The organism is Acetobacterium malicum subsp. dehalogenans DSM 11527, from assembly GCF_000472665.1.
In the GTDB taxonomy this organism is placed as follows: domain Bacteria; phylum Bacillota; class Clostridia; order Eubacteriales; family Eubacteriaceae; genus Acetobacterium; species Acetobacterium malicum.
This window is the reverse complement of the sequence record NZ_KI421448.1, coordinates 228,550-249,690: the sequence shown is the minus strand read 5'-3', so window position 1 is coordinate 249,690 and position 21,141 is coordinate 228,550. Positions and strand designations below refer to the sequence as shown.

The 21,141-nt window shown below is 42.4% G+C and carries 6 protein-coding genes; 2 read left to right on the top strand and 4 right to left on the bottom strand.

What is annotated here, in order from left to right:
• Positions 1-31 precede the first annotated feature (31 nt).
• Both A3KS_RS0118305 and A3KS_RS21980 read left to right on the top strand, forming a co-directional pair.
• Positions 32-3,622 (top strand): Ig domain-containing protein, encoded by a 3,591-nt coding sequence (locus A3KS_RS0118305; RefSeq protein ID WP_026396124.1) that lies wholly within the window; start codon positions 32-34, stop codon positions 3,620-3,622.
• A gap of 74 nt (positions 3,623-3,696) precedes the next feature.
• A complete protein-coding gene (locus tag A3KS_RS21980; protein WP_035356734.1) occupies positions 3,697-14,835 on the top strand; it encodes a leucine-rich repeat protein in 11,139 nt (3,712 codons plus the stop codon).
• 192 nt (positions 14,836-15,027) lie between these two features.
• Here A3KS_RS21980 and A3KS_RS22955 read toward each other — a convergent pair whose 3' ends face one another.
• The 4 genes from A3KS_RS22955 to A3KS_RS0118280 form a co-directional block, all read right to left on the bottom strand.
• Positions 15,028-17,424 carry a hypothetical protein gene (locus A3KS_RS22955; protein WP_051355992.1) on the bottom strand — a complete coding sequence of 799 codons (2,397 nt, stop codon included), beginning with the start codon at positions 17,422-17,424 and terminating at the stop codon, positions 15,028-15,030.
• A 355-nt stretch (positions 17,425-17,779) separates the two neighbouring features.
• Positions 17,780-18,304, bottom strand: coding sequence for a hypothetical protein (locus A3KS_RS0118290; RefSeq protein WP_026396123.1), 525 nt, complete (start codon positions 18,302-18,304; stop codon positions 17,780-17,782).
• A 220-nt stretch (positions 18,305-18,524) separates the two neighbouring features.
• On the bottom strand, positions 18,525-19,862 hold the full coding sequence (locus A3KS_RS0118285; RefSeq protein ID WP_278247327.1) for a glutamate-5-semialdehyde dehydrogenase: 1,338 nt from the start codon (positions 19,860-19,862) through the stop codon (positions 18,525-18,527).
• Positions 19,863-19,934: 72 nt separating this feature from the next.
• Entirely contained in the window at positions 19,935-21,077 is a 1,143-nt protein-coding gene (locus tag A3KS_RS0118280) for a tyrosine-protein phosphatase (protein WP_026396121.1), read from the bottom strand.
• Positions 21,078-21,141 lie beyond the last annotated feature (64 nt).

The following is a 21,141-nucleotide window of genomic DNA, read 5'->3' as shown; positions in this document are numbered from 1 at the left end:
TAAAATTTGAAAGGAAAAGTGTGAATGAGACATGAAAAAGAGATTTAAACTAACAGCGACAATGCTGTTGATGATGGTATTACTTTCGATTGTTTTCTCGGCTGGTGTTTTTGCCGCCACCGAGTCGGCGGAAAAAACCGCAACTGAGGAAATTGGGGTAGCGTACCGGGGGCATGTCCAAAACCAGGGCAATATGCCAAAACCGGAGGGGACGATGGTCACCGGACCAGATGCGTTAGGTACCAGAGGGCAAGGCTTACGGGTTGAAGGCTTCTGGATTAAACTGACGGGTGATGTGCCGGAGAGTGCCGGTATTGTCTATGCGGTTCATGTTGAAAATGAAGGCTGGATGGGTTCTGTTAAAAATGGCGTGTTCGCCGGAACGGCAGGCGAAAGTCAACGGGTAGAAGCCATAAAAATAAGCCTGGTGAATCTTCCTGGTTACTCGGTTTATTACCGCGGTCATGTTGAAAACCGTGGCGATATTCCGCAAGCTGACAGCGAGTGGGGCTGGGTGAAGGATGGTGAAGAGCTTGGTACTACCGGTTCCGGCCTGCGGTTAGAAGAACTCCAAATTAAAATCGTCAAAACAACCGATTTGACCGCTTACAATGAAGCGTTAACGCTGGTCAAAGAAGCAGACTATACTCCCGAATCATGGAAAACCTACCAGGCATTGGTAAAAGCCAAGGCAGTAAAAATGGGCGATCAACAGGCAAAGGTTGATTTGGCAACAAAAGCAATTAAAGATGCGCAGCAGAAACTGGTGGCGGTGACAAAAATCACCGTTTATGATAAAGCCGGTACATTCGGGCCAAAAACCGGTTTAGATGTCATCGATCAAGATGTCACCATTGATGTGACCGGTGTTGTCTTACAAAACCTTCATATCAAAGGTAATCTAATCATCGGCGAAGGTGTTGGCGAAGGGGATGTAACCTTAAACAACATTACCGTTGATGGTGAAACCTTTGTTCGGGGCGGTGGTAAGAATAGTATTCACATTAACGGTGGCGACTATAATAAAATTACCATTCAGCAGACATCCAGCGGCCAGGTGCGGATTGTCGCAACCAATGCCGAGGGTCTGGAAGTAGTTGTTTCTGAAGATGCCGGTGGTGAGGATATCATATTGGAAGGTGCCTTTGAAAATGTCCAGATTGACGCACCGGATGTAAAGATTTCCACCCAGGGGGAAACAACCATTAAAGAGATGGTTGTCGCCACAGGTGCCACCGGGTCTGAAATTACCTTGGATGAGAAAACAACGGTCAACAATATGGATCTGAATGCTTCGGTTGATATGAAGGGGGAAGGTACCATTGAGAAAGCCAATGTCAATTCGGATGGTATTACCTTTGAACAGGCACCAGTGGAAGAGACGGTTGCCCCAGCGGTGACCGTGCCGCCGGTTGTGACCCCGCCCACTCCACCGTTACCCCCAACCCCGCCGCCAACGCCGACTCCTACGCCGGAACCCGACCCGCCAGCTCCGCCAACCCCACCGACCCCACCGACACCACCAGTGGGGCCGACGGCTGAAGAGTTGTTACTGGCGCAATTTAACAATGCCGCCAGCAGTGAAGCCTTTGTGGCCCTGTTGAATACGAATGGATTGGGCTTGGATCTAACTGGCTATGGATCGTTTGATGCCATTGGAAAGAATCTGGTGGGCGTGGTTTTATTGCAGGTCGATACCTTTGTAAATAAGGCTGCAGTGCAGACCGCGGTAAAAGGTGCGATTGCAAATGCAAAGGTTGATGCAGAAGCCCGGGCCTATATGGCAGCATTGGAAGCCTATGTACCAACCTATGAAACCTCAGAAAAAAGCATTAAGGTAACCTATCCCAATAGTCTAACCGCTGAACAGAAAAGGATTCTGCAGGGATTGTATAGCGACATCCTGATTTCTTTTGAGAACCCCCTTAAGGATGGTGAAGAGCTGGAATTAACAGCACACGGAAAAACCACGACTGTTTCTAAGGATGATTTTAATGGAAATGAAGTGGCTTTGTCAAAATTATTGGATATTACCCTGGGAGCGGAAAATCTGGTATCAAATAATCAGGTTGAGTTTACCATAACCCTGAAAGATATAAGTCTGATAGAAGACCATACATTGGTAATCTATCCCTGCACGACGAGAAATAGTGAGGAATTCTTCAAGGCTTCGATGAATGGGGCTTCAATTAACATATCCCCATGGTTTGAAACGTATGAAGCGTATTCGAAATCCGTTGCGCTGTCTTCGGGAAAATCAAATTTCAATATTGTCCATTTGGAAATATTAAGGGGAATGTATGTCAAACGGGCGTGCATCGATGCGTATCTTGATTCAATGACAGTATGGGCATATAACAAAAAATTCACGATTGCTTATGCCGGCGATCTCACTACTGAAGAAAATGACGGTATCGCTGGTTATTATGCGGATGAATGGCTGTATCCAGACCGTCCCCTGACTGATAATGAAACATTGACACTACTTGTGGATGGTGATGAAATCAATTTGGATAAAGACAACTTTAATATCTATGGCATCCGGTTATCGGAGTTGATGCAAAAAAACAGGACCAATGAAGACCTTGCATCAGAAAAATCAGGCGATTATGTCATCACGGTGGGGGATTATAATCTCGACTCGGATATCGGCTTAATCGTTCAACCGATGCTGGAAAAACCGGATGTATGGCCCAGGATTCTGACCGAAAAAACCATGGCGCTGATATTACCGGCGGATTATATAGGAGCTTACACAAATTCAGTCATTGTCAATGGAGATTTTAGCGGCGCGGCATTTACAGTGACATATCTTGGTGGCTTAAGTCAGAGCCATCAGGAAAGCCTGGCCGACTACTATTCCGATGCGATTATCACCCTGGATCGGAAACTGGAAGTAGGTGAAACGATGACAGTAAGTGCTTTTAACCAGACCATTAATGTTGACAACACTACGGTTACAGAAAATGATGGCAAAGAGATCAGACTATCCGATCTGCTCGGAATTGAGCTGGGCGAGGCCCAACGGGCAGCACTTCAAACGGGTAGTTTTGATGTCACAATCACTGACCGGCAATTAAATAGTAATCTTAATATTGTTGCAGAAGCGGTACTGGTAAAAAATGATGGCAGTATTCTTCGCATCAATAAGAGTGCCTATCTGACGGTTGGAAAGATACTGCCGGTACAGTATCAGACTTTTGTTGATACAATTGGCTGGCAGGATTGGTTCAGTTCAGGTCAGCTGGCTGGAACCTTGGGACAGAACCACCCAATAAAGGCGGTACAAATTGAATTGCCGGAACCGTCAGAAGGGGGTATCCCGGCAGGTGGTACAATTCAGTATCGTGCTTATATGGGAGCTAAAGTAGGTGATGGACTTGGTTGGTTGGATTGGGTGAATGAAGGCGAAATGGCAGGAAGAACAGACGTCGAGGAGTGCTATTTAGACGCAATCCAAATAAAACTTATCGATATGCCGGACTATTCGGTACAGTATCAGGTTAAGATCATCGATGAGAATGACTGGCAGCCATGGGTGGGCGATGATCAGCTGGCCGGAACAAACGGAAAAAATCAACATATTGAAGCAATCCGCATACGGATTGTTCAAAATCCATAATGCTATCAATTTGGATGGTATAAAAAGTAATAAGAAAAGGGGTTAACGGAATAACACGTTAACAGAGATTGAAAATGAAAAAAGTGTTAATTAAACGCATCGCATCGATTTGTTTAGTAATCATGATGCTGATCACAACGTTGCCGGTGAATGCATTGGCAGAAGAACTGGCCACGGATCATTCTGATGGAGGTCAAACTCAGACTTTGCCGGAATCGTTTGGAGATAATCTGGAGCAACTGGTTGAAAACGAAAAAGTCGAATTTGTTAAAAATAGTTTTACCTTTCGTGTTGTAACAGATGCACAGGATGGAAAACCCGGAACGGCTGAAATAATTTATTTTCTTGATGAGCGGGAGGCGACAGAGGTAAATTATGGAGTGATTGTCATACCTGAAACCGTCAACTATCTTGGTTGTGATTACAGGGTGGAAACCGTTAAGAGTGATGCGTTTGATGAAACGCTTATTATCAAAGCGTTGGTGATGCCGGATAGTATTACTAATGTTGGCGAGGGGCTGTTTGAAGAAAAAGGGCGGTTTACCCTATATTGTAATGAGGGAAGTTTTATAGCCAAGTACCTGCAGGATAAACAGTATGGCTGGGTAACCGTGGTGACCGATGGGATCAGGGTGAGTTCCGATAAAACGGTTATAAAACCTGATGAAACGGCGAAAGCTCAATTAGTACACGCACTATCATTTCTGCAAAATCAGCCGATTGAGTGGGAATCATCAGCTCCGGCGTTTGCTTCGGTTGATGAAAGTGGCACGATCACGGGAATTTCTCCAGGGATTGCCAAAATTACCGGTAAGCTGGCAGGGCTGAAAGCCTCGTTTGATTGTACTGTTAATACAGACAAACCGGTGTCCGAAATCGATACTCAAAGAAGTGTGCAGTCCCTAACCGCCAGTGAAGCAGACAGCGATTTTGTCATCGAAAACGGCGTGCTGACAAAATACCTGGGTAATGCCACAGAGGTTGTCATTCCCGAAGAAGTGACCGTAATTGGAGCCGAAGCTTTTCAGAACAATCAGTCGATAACGCATGTTAGGCTACCCTCGGGTTTGGTTAAAATTGGTGACCGTGCTTTTGAATTTTGTACGAATCTTGACGATCAACTCATCTTCCCAGAAACCCTATCAGAAATTGGTGAAGGGGCCTATGATAGGTGTTCAAAAATATGGGGAACGTTGGTAATTCCTCAAGGAGTTAAAGTAATAAAGAACTACGCCTTTCGTTCATGTAGTTCGCTAAACAGCCTGAAATTCTCAGAAGGTTTTTCAGAAATAGGATATCAGGCTTTTAATAACTGTTCTGGCTTAAGTGGTCAGTTAATATTACCCCAGAGTTTAAATAAAATAGGTGAGCTTGCCTTCGCATGGTGTACGAGGCTGACTGGGGAATTGGTAATTCCTGACAATGTGACTGAGATAGGGTCCTATGCATTTTCGTACTGCTATGGATTAAGCGGGATTCTGACAGTATCGAGTAAGTTGCAGGTTATCGGCGTTGGAGCTTTTACATCGTGTAACAATATTTCGGAAGTAGTTTTTACAGGTAATGTACCGCCAGTAGATGGTGCCAATAATTTTTGTAATCCATTCATGTTCATGCCAGCGCTAAAAACGGTTTGGATCCCCAAAGGAACCTATGCGCTTTATTCAGCTGCTTTTGGTGAAGGCTTGCCTCAAACGGTAAGACTTTTGGAAGCAGGAAATACCGATGAGTTTGTAATTAATGACGGTGTTCTTGAAGCATACCTCGGTACAGCTGGCCAGGTGACAATACCCGAAGGGATAAGAAAAATTGGAGCGGGGGCATTCTTAAATAATTCGACCATTACACAAGTCAGCTTGCCTTCTAGTTTAAAAATAATTGACCAAAGAGCTTTTTTTAATTGTTCAAATCTGTCAGGAGAATTAGTGTTTCCACTGGGAATTGAAGAAATCGGTGACTATGCCTATTATAATTGCTCGAAACTAAGTGGAAACCTGATTTTTCCTGAAGGTGTTACTAAGATTGGGGAGGATGCCTTTCGAAGTTGCACTGGTTTTGATGGTGCTTTAATTTTACCGGAATCTTTATTAAGTATTGGGAATCGGGCCTTTTCAGAATGCCTGAACTTAAAAGGGGGCTTAACCATACCTCAAAAGGTTACCCGTATTGGTGAAGGTGTGTTTTTAAACTGTTCTGGTTTGAATGGCGATCTGGTAGTTCCGATCGATGTTACCTTTATCGGAAGTAATGCATTTTCGGGGTGTAGTGGTTTCAATGGAGAATTAAGGTTATCTGATAAAATAACAATTATCGGGATGAATGCGTTTTCTGGGTGTTCAAATCTTCAAGGTTGTTTAACTATTTCCGAACAGGTTACCAATATTGGTGAATTTGCTTTTAACAATTGCAAAAAAATCAGTGAAGTTATTTTTCAGGGTGAAAACCCGCCCGAGCATGGTGAGGATTACTGGCATGATGATTATAGTAATTTTTTCTATGAAATGACTTCATTAGAAACGGTTTGGGTGCCGAAAGACACTTACAATGTCTATCAGTCAGCCTATGGAAAATACTTGCCGGCAACAGCCCGAATTAAAGAAATTGGCTGTGAGAACGATTTTTTTATTGAAAATGGCGTATTACGTGCTTATCTGGGAGACGCAATAGAGGTAACGATTCCAGATGGGGTGACAGAAATTGGGGAAGGTGCCTTTTTAAATAACCAGACAATTACGCACATAGTGTTACCGGAAAGCCTGGTTAAAATTGGTAATCAGGCCTTTAAGAACTGTGCGCACTTAAATCAAACGCTTTTGTTGCCAGCTAAATTGTCAGAAATTGGTGAACACGCTTATTCAGGCTGTACTGGCCTGACAGGGGATCTGCTCATTCCGGATAGTGTTACAAAAATTGGGATGAATGCATTTTCTGAGTGTACTGGATTAAATGGGCAGTTATATTTATCAAAAAATTTAGAAACAATCAATTACAATGCATTTTTAGGGTGCTCAAATTTATCAGGAAAACTTATTGTACCCGACAGTGTAAAGGAAATTAAAGATTGTGCATTTCGTTATTGTTCAGGGATAACAGAAGTTGTTTTAGGAAAAAATGTAAATTCAATTGGCACTTACAGTTTTGATTACTGCAACAGCATTCAAACGCTCGTTTTTAACGGAGAAGTGCCGCCATCAATTTTCTACCCGGATAGTTTTTTTGGTTTTTTTGCTAACCTTGGAATTATCTATTGCCATGCTGACTTACTTGATTCCTATCAATCCGCTTATCGGTCACATGTCAAAAGCTCGGTAAAGTTTTTGCCAGATACAACAACACTGGCAATTAAGAACCTGAAAGCAGATAAAATCTATAGTAAACGGGTTGTCTTAACCTGGGAGGCGATCCCAAATATTGAGAGCATCCGTTATCAGATTTATCGCAATAATTCGGACCAACCCATTGCCACAACGGAAGAAGCAACGTTCACGGATACGCTTCCACAAAGCAATCAAACAATCCAATATACGGTTCTTGGTGTCACTGCTGACGGCAAAAAAACCAATCCGGCCAGTCTTGAAGCGACAACAGCAGAGCCGGAAATGTTGGAAATTAAAACCAATCACGATGCTGCTACAGTCAATGTGATGGATAGTCAGCTCTTTGCAAAGGTCAGGGATACCGGGAATCTGGATGCGCTGGGAGATGAGAAAACCACCGGGATCTTTTACTACGTTGATCAAAACAATGCAAAACAGCAAATTGGTGCGGCACAGACGGCCTATGAAAAACAGGACGATGGGAGTGCTCTGTATCATGTCGATTGGGATCTGAGTCAAATTGAGCCGTCAACATATGCGGTGATCTTTGAGTTGACCGATGTTGATGGCGCTTGTAGTTACAAACAAAAAGAAATAACGATTGAGGATACCCGGCCTGATCAGATTACTAATCTGGTAGCTTTTGGTGATACTAATCAGATCGTATTATCATGGACAATTGCTCATGAAATCAGCACAGATAAGTATTGTCTTTATCGGAAAGCCCCGGAAAGCCAACAATTTGTACCGATCAGGACGATTGAAGGTCGCTGCACCCTGACCTATACCGACAATCAGGTCGAAACGGATACCCGTTATGAATACTATATTGTCGGGGTGAATAATTATAATCAGGAAAGTCTCCCTTCAAAAACAATTGCGGTAACTTCGGAAAAGGATCTTGAGTCACCACAGATCGCCCAACTGACCCCAGCCTCAGGAATGGTTCTAGGCGACGAAACCGAGCTGTATGCGCGGGCAATTGACAACGTGGCGGTGACAAGAATTGCGCTGTACCTTTCTGAGGACAACGGGGTTTCCTGGGTGAAGTTATCTGAAAACGACGGATCGTATTGTCGATACCGACTGAATACAAAAGCGGTGCTGGCATCCTCAATCATGGTTAAGGCGCTTGCTTATGATGCAGCAGGCAATGAAAGTGGCAGTTTTACCAATACCTATCAAATTGATAATGTCGGACCCGAGAAGGTCATCGGACTGTCTTATGACAGCACCGCAACGACAGCTGTAATTCGCTGGGCGGATGTAGTCGACAATGATTTGGCAGGTTTTCGACTGGAACGTCAGAACCCGGATGGAAGCTTTAGTCTGGTTCAGAGTATTACCAAAACACTGGGTGCCAATGTGGTGGGTTTAACGCCTAATTCAACCTATGTTTACCGGGTGGCTGCTTATGATCGGCTGGGAAATATTGGCGTCTATTCTGAGCTGTTGTCAATTGTGACGGCGATGGATTCAGTCCCACCGGTGATCACTAAAATTTTGCCGGGACCGGGATATTATGTCAACCAAATCCCATTGAGAATCACGGCGGAAGATGATTCAAGTCTTGAGAAAGTGATGATTCAGATATCCCGGGATGCCATCAGTTGGCAGGATCAGGCAGAAATATCCGCTAGTGGAAACAACACTTCGGAAACAGTAGCGCATACTCTGGACATTTCTTCATTTGAAGAAGGCAACCTCTTTGTGCGGGCAATAGCCGTTGATCGTGCCGGGAATCAGGGCGATTCAAGCAGTGAAACGCCGTATGTTCAATATGCAATAGATCGGACAGCACCGGCAGTGCCACAAAATGTCAGCGTGTCAGTCAATACGGGAGCAATTGAAATTGCCTGGAGTATGGGGACGGAAGAGGATCTGGGCGACTATGTTTTGTACCGTTCGCTCGATGCCGTGAACTTTGTGGCAATTGCCAATAATATTCAAACGCTAAACTATTGGGATCGAAGCATTGAAAAAGATAAAACCTATTTCTACTGTCTGGCAGTAAAAGATCTGGCCGGGAATGAAAGCGGAAAATCAACGGTTGTTTCAGGACAAATGAGCTCGGACACGGAAGCGCCGGTGATTGAGAGTATTTTTCCGGCTGACGGATCATCGATAGGAGCAGGAAACAGTGTATTTGGTGCATTGGTCAGTGATAACTGGAAACTGCAATCGATCAAACTTTCTTATGCAATTAATAATGAAGCTGAAAAATCAGTATTGACACAAACAGACAATGTTGATAATTATTATAAGCGTATCAATTGCAATTTGCCCATGAGTAAGCTTAAGAATGGGGACACTTTATATTTAACGATTGAAGCTGAAGATGCATTTGGGTTGAGGGTTTCACAGGAGCTAACTTATTTTGTCGATTTGCTGGCGCCGGTGGTGACAAACGTATCGGTTAATGAAGGATCAGATGCGATTACATTAACATGGTCAAGCGATAATGAACCCGATCTGGCCGGTTTTCGGATCTTTCGAAAAGATGATGAGCAGTCTTATAAACTAATCGGACAAAGAAGTGTTCAAAATGGAGCAAGTCAGTATTCTTTTATCGATTCATCGGTAGAATTGAATCAGGTATATAGTTATAAAATTGAAGCGGTTGATAAGAATGGGAATTGCAGTAATATCGAGACAAAATCCGTTTGGCTTCAAGGCGTTCCGCAGGTGGAGGCGACCCTTAAATGTGATCGCCAACAAGAAGTTAATGTGGAATATCAAATCGATGGGTCGGATTCTTTTGCAGATTTGGGCATCGCTACCTATGAATTTGACTTCGGTGACGGTGAAATAAAAACCCAATCATCAGCCAAAATTATTCACCATTACCAAAATACAGGCAATTATACCATCCGGCTGAAAGTGACCGATAAAAATGGAGAAACAGCAGAAACGAGCTGTGAAATATCGGTTCTGGAACCCCAGTTACTGGGAACCGTGTTGGTTAAAACCGTTGATGTAGCCGGAAATCCGATTTCGGGTATTCCCATATATTTTGATATTGACAATACTGAAGGAAATATAAAGCAATCAAATGCATCGGGTGAAGCTGTTTTTACATCAAAGGCTGAAAAACGATCGATTGGCGCTTACGCAGATGGCTATCTGCCAGTTAAAAAATCTTTGATTGTTCGGGCGGGAACACAGACAGAATTAATTGTCACAATGATTAAACAGCCGATTGTAACGGGGCAATTTGAGATAAATCGAATGACTCTTGATGAGATCAAAGCAGCGGGGGTTGATGTCAGTAATCCGGCGAATCAACAAGTTATGAAGGTAAGAATATTTCTTCAATATGGATCACAGCCCTTGGAGATGTCGGTTATCAGCAATGGCGGCAACACCAATATTAATAACACGATTATTGTCGATACTGATGCCGGTCAAAGAAAGGTGACGGCTACAGTTGTTAAGATGAACAGCTCCAATGGAAATGGCTCAGGATCGGGAATCCCAGGTGGCGGTTCGGGTGGTGGTGCAGACAATGATGACAATGTGATCATTGCATTGATGGATGTTCCGGTTGAAGCATCATTTTTGAAAGAGTTCTTTGATGTTAAACTACACCTGATTAATCATGCCTCACCGGAATTTAATTTAAGTCATAATCAGATTACATTGAATGTCCCCACTGGGATGAGTATCGTCAAGACTGCGGAACGACAGAATGCCGAAATAGTTACCTTTGATCAGTTTGCCGGACAGGAAGAAAAGACAATTGACTGGGTTTTAAGAGGTGATCAGGCTGGCGAATATGATTTGACAGCTAATTACAATAGTATTTTGGATCAGTTTAATCAACCTGTCGAAGCTGAGTTTAAAACGGCAGAGCCGATCAAGGTTTATGGATTAACAGGAGTAAAACTGATTGCCGAGATCAACTCGACGATACGGGAGGATGCCCTGTATTTCAATTTGGGCTTAGAAAATAAAAATGGTGTCGACTTGAATCTGCCAGCAATTGATGTGACGGAAAGTCTTATCCGACAGTTTGAGATTAGCAACAAATATCGGGAGAAGGCAGTCACGGTGGAGTTATTAAATTCAACTCTGCACAATAGCAGTGGTTTCCAACAGTTTCTGGGGACTGGACAGATCCCAGATATTTTACATGTTGGTGAGACTTATACCAAAAAATATGTGGCTTACAATGCGATTGAATACGATGATGTTGCCTATTTGCAGAAAACAATTGAAGCCTTTGCCAAAGAACAGGGTTTTGAGGTGGAGATCAGAAATACGCAGCTTGATTTATTTGATTTATCGCTTCCTGAAGAAAAGATAGCAAAAATAAGAATGAATCAAGATCTGTTTAATATCTATAATAGAATTATCGATATTGATAATAACGAATTTTACTATCAGATTCAGGCATGTAAAGATGATTCAGATAATTTTAAAAAATGGAACGTTGCTTTGTATCGATCTACGGATCTTGTTCTTAACTTTGATATCGATTATTTTACCAATGACAAAATGGAAGAGATTGCAAGGAAGATTATTTGCGATTTACTTGTTGATGAGTCCTTTGGTGAAGTTGTTAATAGCTCCATTGATGAGACATATATAAAAATTACAAAATCGATGTTGAGTACATTTAGTGGGATATTGGGATCTGGTCCAGAGGATGCATCATCATTAGAAATCATTAACAGTATTGCTAATGATGGGAATAGTGTACGCCAATTAGCTGCTAACTTGAAAAGTGGTGGTGAAAAAGGATTTTGTGATCGACTGATAGCATTAGTAGGTTCACAGGCTGGTTCAGTAGGTCTGAATATTTCAATCAGAAAATTCTATGATACTCATGAAGTAGCGGAGTGGTATGGCGATGAAATAGCGAAAAACTGCAAGGATATTAGTAAGGTCGTGAAAGTACTTGATGAATTAGTTGGAGATTGGAATCAATCGGCTGAAATAACACAACAAATGATTATGATTAATGCTAATCAGGAAGAATCAAAATTTCTGTTGGATACAATACTTAAATATGATTATCTAGACTCTGCAATTTTACAGGAAGCTGATCAAATGAAGGGAGCCTTGAACGCAAAATACATTGATCAATCCGATTATTTTTGTTCAGAGTTAACTAAAACGGTTTTAGAGTTGGGAGGTGGGGAATTATTAGATCAAGCATTTAAAGTGGTTGATCTGGCTTTTAATGTAAAGGCAGGTTCAGTATATGACGCGATGGGTTTAGTTTTCAATCTATTTGATTATACTTTTGATTGGGAAGGACAAGTTGAAGTATATCAAAAACTCCGAGTATTTGGCGCATTAACGTTGGCTTTCAGCTATTCTTCAGTGGATGCACTTTCTAAACCTGGAAAAGAATTGGATTCCTTGAGATCGCTGAAATATTTGATAAAAATACGTTTAAATGGAGAAAAGGCGTATATTCAATCGGCTAAAAAATATGCAAATGAAAATGATTTTGTCAAAAAAATAAATAAAGATCAAAATAAGTTAAACAAAATTGAAAATCAAAATAATGCATATAATTATACCGATTTGGATGATTACTACGATGATTTTTCCAATCGGCTGTTGTCAGAACGAGATACCTTGTTTAATAAATCCTATACCATCGCAACGATTCCGGAAGCACCAAAGGTCTCTATTGATTACGAAAATGAGAGCACCAATGAAAGTTTTGGATTGGATTATGAATACAGTTTTGACGGAGTAGACTGGGTGACATGTATGCTTAAGCAAATAAAATTGGAGCCGGTTATGGTAAGTCGGTATTTGTGGGTTCGAAAAAAAGCGAGTATGTTTAATCCAGCTGGAAACATTACGAAAATGATTATTCCGAGTCGAAATCGGATCAGGGATGATATAACGGTGAAGTATCAGGACGGAAAATATTTGGTCAGCGGCCTTTCAGACGGCGATTATACTTTTCTAGCAGCTGAGGATGGAACCGTGGAAATGAATGAAAAGGGTGCTAAATTAACGATAATAAACAACACTGCAATGATTGAAAAACCCTTAAAATCATATTTATTGTTAAGAAAAACTGCAACAGAAAAAGGTTTTGCCAGCCAGGTAAAATCCTATCAGGTTGAAAAAATTGCGCAGAAGGAGGTTGAACGAATTGCTTTAATTCAATTGCCGAAAACGGAGTACAAAATCGGCGAAACTTTGGATGTGAGTAACGGCAAAATTAACGTGTTTTATGATGATGGAACTCAGGAAGTTGTTCCGATGACAAAAGAAATGTGTCGCAACTTCAACACAAATCTGAAAGGAAAACAAATAATTACGATAACCGTTAGTGAAAAAAGTACTACGTATGAAGTATTAGTTAATTCGGGATCGCCACCAATATCATCGCCCGATACAAACCCAGAACCGATAGTACCGCCAAGTCCGTCAACACCGCCAGAACCGCCAATATCGCCAGGACCGACAACACCACCAGTACCGGAACCGGGATCAGCGGCAAACATTGATGAAAAAAAAGCCATCGATGAAATTGAAAGAGCAGATGAAGGTTCTAAAATCACAATTGGCGTTAGAAATGGAGAAGCCATTCCAATCAGCATTCTGGAAGCGGCAAAAGGTAAAGATATCATGCTTGTGTTTGACTTTGAAGATTATTTTTGGGAAATAAGTGGCACAAGCATTACGAATCTGCCAGAAGGGTTGACGGCCTATGATATAAGTGTCAAATCAATTCAGAATGAAACGTTGACAGATTTGGCAAATGATCCGGATGCCATTCAGTTTGAGATCAGTCATGATGGAGCACTCCCATTTACAGGTCGATTGACTTACAAGATTGATGTATCCTTCAATGGAAAACTGGTATCTTTATACTATTACAATGAAAGTAATGGAAAACTGGAATATCAGGATCAATCGACAGTTGGTAATGGCGCGGTTTCATTTAAATTCAGTCACGCTTCGAAATACGTGATTTCAGCTACTATGAAACCAGAAGAAGCAGTGATCAATTGTACCTATCAAACCCAACTAGAAAATGTCGGCTGGCAGGAATTTAAAGAAAATGGTGAAGTCAGTGGAACTGTTGGTGAATCACTAAGATTGGAAGGAATTAAAATAAAAACCGATGAGCCAAAAAAACTGGGGATTACTTATCAAACTCATGTTCAGAACGTTGGCTGGCAGGGATTTAAAAACAATGGTGAAATGAGCGGAACATCTGGCGAAGGTTTAAGGCTGGAAGCCATTCAAATCAAACTTACCGGAGTTGAAGCCAATCAGTATGATCTGTATTATCAGGTTTATACTGAGCAGTTTGGTTGGCTGGATTGGGCGAAGAATGGTGAAAGTGCTGGGAGTGAAGGTTATGGCTACCGACTCGAAGCCATAAGAATTCTGATACAGAAAAAAGGAAGTGAAGCGCCTGGATCAATGGAAAAGCCATTTAAAAAGAATATTCAGTGTGTTTATCAAACACATGTACAAAACATTGGTTGGCAAGGCTTCAGAAGCAATGGTGAAATGAGTGGTACCTCCGGTCAGGCATTGAGGCTGGAGGGAATCGAGATTAAATTTAAAGATGTAAAAAAAATTGGAGTCCAATACAGTACGCATGTTGAAAATTTGGGATGGCAGAATGAGGTGAAAGATGGTGCGATGAGTGGAACAACCGGACAAGGGTTAAGACTAGAAGCCATTAAAATCAGGCTAACGGGAGAAGATGCAAACAAATATGACATCTATTATCAGGTACATGCCCAGAATTTCGGTTGGCTCGATTGGGCGAAAAACGGTGACTCGGCAGGAACAGCTGGTTATGGCTATCGCCTGGAAGCGATCAAAATTGTTGTAGTGCCAAAGGGTGCATCGGGCCCAGGTGAAGCAGTGAGACCATTTCTGGAAATGAACAAACGGCTTTCTTAACGGAGTTTAAAGCCGAAACTGAGCAACAGTTTGTGGATATTAAGAATACCCTTGATTTTGTGTTGCATAAAGAAGTATTTTCAGAAAAAGAAGTGTTTTTTCTGAAAATGAAACAAGCCCAATAGCAAGCTAAAGAATAAAATGAGATTGAACGAAAAAAGCAACGAACTCTAATCAAGTTCGTTGCTTTTTTTAGTTCTGCATAAATGGCCTGGCGGTGGAACCTGGGGCCGGATCTCCTTTAGGAACAACCAGAATCCGAATTCCTTCTAAACGGTAACCGAAGCCTGCCGTTCCCGAATTTTCTCCATTTTTGGCCCAGTCCAACCAGCCAAAATTCTCGGCATGGACCTGGTAATAAATATCAAATTGGTCCGCATCGGAGCCGGTTAAATTCATTTTTATTGCTTCTAATCGCAGTCCTTGTCCTGTTGTACCGCTGATAAAGCCGAAATTTTTGGGTTCCTGCCAACCGATATTCTGGATGTGGGTGCTATAAGATACATCCAAATCATATTTCAATTTCGTTATTAAATAGATCCTGATTCCTTCCAGTCGCAGTCCTTGTCCGACAGTTCCACTGACTGCGCCGTCATGTATCCAGTCCTGCCAGCCGACGTTTTGAACATGGGTGGTATAACTGGTCGAAATTTCTCGCTCCGGTTCCAGAATCTGATAATTCTCAATAGTTTTAGAGGCGATATCACCCTTGGCATCCTTAACATCAACCGTTATCGCATAGGTTCCGGCTTGCGCTGGTTTGAAATCTGCTGTATTGGCAGTCGAAAAGTCTTGGATAGTTATGGTCTCAGTACCATACCGGTAATAGAACTTATATTCATAGGGAGTACGGCCATTATTGCCTTCGGCACGCAGTTTAATACTTGTTTTGGCAAACTGGCCCGATACTTTATCAGTTTCAAAGCTTTTAACAGTGGGCTTAGGGGCTTCGGTTACCTGAAAATTCTCGATGCTTTTTGTTGCCGTTTTACCAGATGAATCTTTCACATCCACCCAAAGAGTATAGTTGCCTGCAGTATCTGCGACAAAGTTAGCCGTGTCAGAACTCGAAAAGTCTTGAATTACAGATGTCTGTAATTCATTTGTATAATAAAATTTATATTGATAGGAACCGGTGCCGCCGATGGCTCTGGCTGTTAATGCAATTGGTGTGCCAGCGGTTTGGCCGGATTCTTTATTGGCTGTGAATGATGAGACGCTTATTTTAGGTGAACCGGACAGTGGGATGGTATAAAATTTTTTCACATCATTTTCGTGAGTACACCAAACGACATCATCACCAATAATAATTGGTGATGATGTGGAAAGTTTATAACCTGATACAGATTGGATAGCGCTAGCAGGAACACCGTTACTATCAATAATTACATATTTTAAATCAGCAATTTCGCTGTTTGTAAAACCGGGATACAATTCTTTAATGTTGAATTCCTGCCATAATACCATCAACTTGCTGTCTGAAATTTTAACAAGTTTAGGAATTGACCCTTTTTGATTCGTGCCGATATACTTTGCGAGCGTGATTTGGCTCGCCTCCTGTAAATTGTTCTTGGGCAACACGCATAATATGATATCTCTATTCAAATCCCCACCATCCCGTTGGTTTTTGATATATTCCAAATACGAAGATGAGGACTGCTCATATGAGTTTATTGCTGCTATGTAGCTACTTGATGAAACTTCAAATCCTCCTAGCGAAACACCAGTGTAATTTTCACCAGTTTCGCCGACTATTTCAAATAGATTTTTTTCAAGATAATGCGAACCCATCTCTTTATTCAACACAATGGATCGGGGATAACCATCACCATGATCAATTAAAACATGATCGTTGCCATCAAATCGGACGTATTGAGAAAAAGAATGACTGACATGATTTGTTTGCCATTCGCCGGTATAATTCGTCACGCTCATTGTTGCTGTATCGACAATAACAGTGAGTTGAGATTGGTGATTTAACCCATCAGATGTTGTGTACCGTTCTCGTGATGTATGCAGAACGAGTTCATTGCCATTTTCACACATACTAGGATGTCCGGCATCAAATGGGATAACGGTAAAAGTTTCGCCACCTGATAGTGAAACACTGTCAATTCGGTTGAAGCTCTTATCGTATTTCACGATTCGAATGACTTCCTTAGTGTTATTTTCTTCTTTATTCTCTTGACCATAAGCGATATAGTTGTACTGTAGGCCGGAATAAAATGCGCCAAACAAAGGTAGTTCAAAAGCAACTTCTTTTTCTGATATTTGTTCATCCGAGTCGTTATAAGTTTCAATATCTATTATTTTTTGAAATTCATTAGCTTCCAGCAGGCTTTTCGTGTTATTGCCATTGTTAATCAGATAGCTGTTTTCTAGAGACCCATACGCTGGGTAATAACTAGTTACGACATTGTCAACGAGGTAACCATCATAATAATACTCGGTTGGGGTCATCTGATTTTCCTTAGTTTCAATTAAATTCTTTTCTGGAATCTGTCCCTTTGCTGATACCCACACCGGAATCAGACCGATTAATATCAGAATAATCAATATCCGGATACCACCTTTTAATAATTTTAGCATTTTTTCTCCCCTTTCGTTTTATAATAACATTGTAATGGGAATAACAGGGAATTTCAAGGTGTGGCAATTTGTGTGCCAGAAAATTAGTGAAAATTAAAAAGCAGTAGATCGGTTTAGGATCTACTGCTCAGGAATAGTGACGTGAGAAAGTATGTCGAAAACTATTCTCACCTGACATATAATAATCATTAATGCTTAATTTTAACTGGAACAATGCGGAAGTGCTTTGTTTGGAAAACAAAACTTTGCTGGATCCGTTGCTCCTGTGGAATTTTGATGTTCAGATGACATACTATGTTAAGCAACAGACGTAGTATCCTTTAGCTTGCCGCTTATGGTGAAGAATAAAATATTATCAGGAAATGGAATTCACAATCGCTTCCATGGCAGCTGCATCGAATCCTGATTCACAATAAACAGAATAAATAAAGTTGTCTGTTTTCCATGTTGCAAGGCCCATTCCATCATCATTACTTTGAAAAATAACGGCAGTACCAGAAGCAGTAGTTCTTGTTTCACCGTTCTTAAAAGCGGTATAAACGCCAGACACATTGTCGATATTGGGATCGGCTTTTCGGGCCGTATAATTTACACCATTGGAGGTGAAGGTGACTTGAGCAAGGTTGTTTGAAATGGTGGAGTATTTTACATCGGTGATATCGGCTGGAAGGGATTCAAAGGTAAAGCCGATGGCAGCACTTACTTCTTCTGATGATGTGCGTTCGACAACTGGATTTGGCATACTTTCGACATTTTCAGTTTTTGTATCGTCAGTTGTCGTATCAGCAGGTTTTTCTGCTGGTTTTGAACAACCGGAAAAAGTGAAAACTGTTAAAGAAACAAGGACCAATGGAACGATTAGAATTTTTTTTGATTTCATGGGGGACCTCTCTTTTCTATATTTTATTTTTATGGACAGACGTTAGCGAATGACATGGGAAATGACATGGGGACGTTTCGTTTGTCATATTATAATGACATGGGGACGTTTCGTTTGTCATATTATGATGGTTGTTAACAGGCGATTGGTAATCGTCCCTGCGTACCAGAATTAGAAGCACAGTAAAAACTTTCACGTCAGCGTAATGCATCAGCTCCAACTATACCGGGCAGCTGGTGTCCTGTTTCACATGGGTAAACTGACTTTTTCCGCTGGCATAATCAGCCACGCATTGGCCGTGGCCCAGTAGTTTGAATTTATAACTGAGCAGGCCATCCAAACCCACCGGACCCCGGGCGTGGAGCTTGCTGGTGCTGATCCCCACTTCGGCGCCAAAGCCAAAACGGAAACCATCGCTGAAGCGGGTGGAGCAGTTCCAGAACACCCCGGCCGAATCCACCAGCGTCATAAAGGTTTTGGCGGTGGGTTCGGCAGTCGTCAGGATCACATCGGTATGGCCGGAGCCATAGGTATTGATGTGGGTAATGGCGGCATCCAGATCTGGAACAATTTTAATGGATAGGATATAATCCAGATATTCGGTTTTCCAGTCAATCTCGGTGGCTGCTTCCACGGCGATAATGGCTTGCGTGGCGGAGTCGCCTTTAATATGAACATTTTTGGCATCCAGGGCGGCCTTCAGTGATGGCAGCAGGGCTGCGGCGATTTTTTCGTTGACCAGCAGGGTTTCTAAGGTATTGCAGGCGGCTACGTATTGGGTTTTCGAATCGACGATGATATCCACGGCTTGCTTAAGGTCAGCATCTTCATGAACATAAACATGGCAGATGCCATCAGCGTGTCCCATCACCGGGATGTTTGAATTGTTCATAATATACTGGACAAAGCTGTTGGAGCCTCGGGGGATAATCAGATCAATGTATTGCTCCAGAGACAGCATCGCGGTGACGTCTTCCCGGGTTTCCAGATTCTGGATCCAGTTTGCTGGTAAACCGACTGAGGTGGTGGCTTCATTGATGATTTTGGCAAGGATACGATTGGTTTCCAGGGCTTCCCGGCCGCCTTTCAAAAGCACCGCGTTGCCACTTTTGAGACAGAGGGTAGAAATCTGGACAAAAGCATCGGGACGGGACTCAAAAATGACCCCGATGACCCCGATTGGGCAGGTGACCTTGTAGAGATCCAGACCTTCATCCAGCTGGGTTGACAATTTGGTAGCCCCCAGGGGATCGGTAAGCTCGATCAGGCTATGGATTCCCTGAATGACGTCGCTGATTTTAGCGGCGTCGAAGGTCAGGCGCTTGAGCAGGGGCGCACCCAGCTGCTCTTCCTGAGAGCGTTTCATGTCTGCTTGATTAGCTGCCGCAATAGCGGCTTTGTTTGTTTCCAGCGCAGTGGCAATGGCCCGCAGGCCGGCGTTGCGCTTCTGGCCGTCGGTGGCGGCTAACAGGATACCGGCATCCCGGGCAATTTTTCCTCGTTGTTCCATTTGCATTGGCGTTTCCTCCTTTAATTTGGGGTTGAGTTTCCGGGTGATGAATTCGTCTCTGTGATCTATCGGGCGGTGGTATTGGCAAACTGTAACGATAAGCCGCCCGCACCACGTTGTTTATTTTGCTAACAAGTTATCTCGGATTTTTTTGAAATCTTTTTCCCGCAAATCGGTTTTTTCCATCAAATAGGTTTCGACATTTCCGAAATTGCTGTTGACGTAATCCATGGAAATTTTTAACCAATCAGGCTTGACACCGTAGAATTCCCAGAGGTGGTAATTTTCAATTCCCAATTCCTCGGACATGATATTGCCAAGTAGATTATAGCTTTCGTCAAAGGTCAGGTTGGTCAGGGTGTAATCCGACAGAATAACATCTTCAGGGACACCTAAAATACTTAAAATCAGATAGGTCATAAAGCCGGTCCGGTCTTTGCCGTTGGTGCAGTGGTAAAGAATGGGATACTCAGAGGACTCGGTCAGGTATTTTAAAACTTCTGCAAAGCACTGGGCCCGGTCTTCAGTCTGGATCTTGTAGATATGGCGCATGAATTCATCCACCATCCCGGGTTTGGTAAAATCTTTATGATCCAGTCCCATATCGGCACTGGAAAATATCGGGATGAGATGATATTGGGCGGTTTTAGGTAAACGGTCGGCCTGGCGTTCGGATTTGGATTTGTTTCTAAAGTCAAAGACGTGTTTAAGTCGCAAGGCGGCAAAATAGTCAACATCTTTATCAGATAAGTGGGCCAGTTCTTCACTGCGGATAACTTTTCGCCACTTGATTTTTCGGCCATCCATGCCGGTATAGCCGCCGATGTCCCGGATATTAATGGAGTTTTCCAGTTGGATCAGACGTTTGCCCAACTGGGTTTCTTCACAGAAGATGAGATTATTTTCATCTTTGAAGTTATATAAAATGCGACCGTTTGGTGCAATTAGTCCCGGATAGGTAGATTTATCATGATCTGGTTCTACCGTTTGCTGAACCTCCGTCTGAATGCTTTTAATAAGGGTCTCGGGTTTGATGGATTCAGTGGTTGATTGGTTTTGAGGCGGTGTGTTTTCGGGTTGAATCACTTTTGACGGGATTTCTTTGGTTTGAATTTCGTTGATATCAATTTCTTTAAGCGGTGCGTCAGGGAGCGATGCGGTTTTGGTCAGTGGGTTCTTCAGGATCAGTTTGCGGGCCAGAAAATAGGCCGGGATCAAGGAAGCAGCGCCGGCGATAATGGCAATGGTGGTTACTTTTTTCATTGATGATTTCCTTTCTATGACTTCGTTTAGTTTCTATTTATATGTTATGATTATAGCATAAACT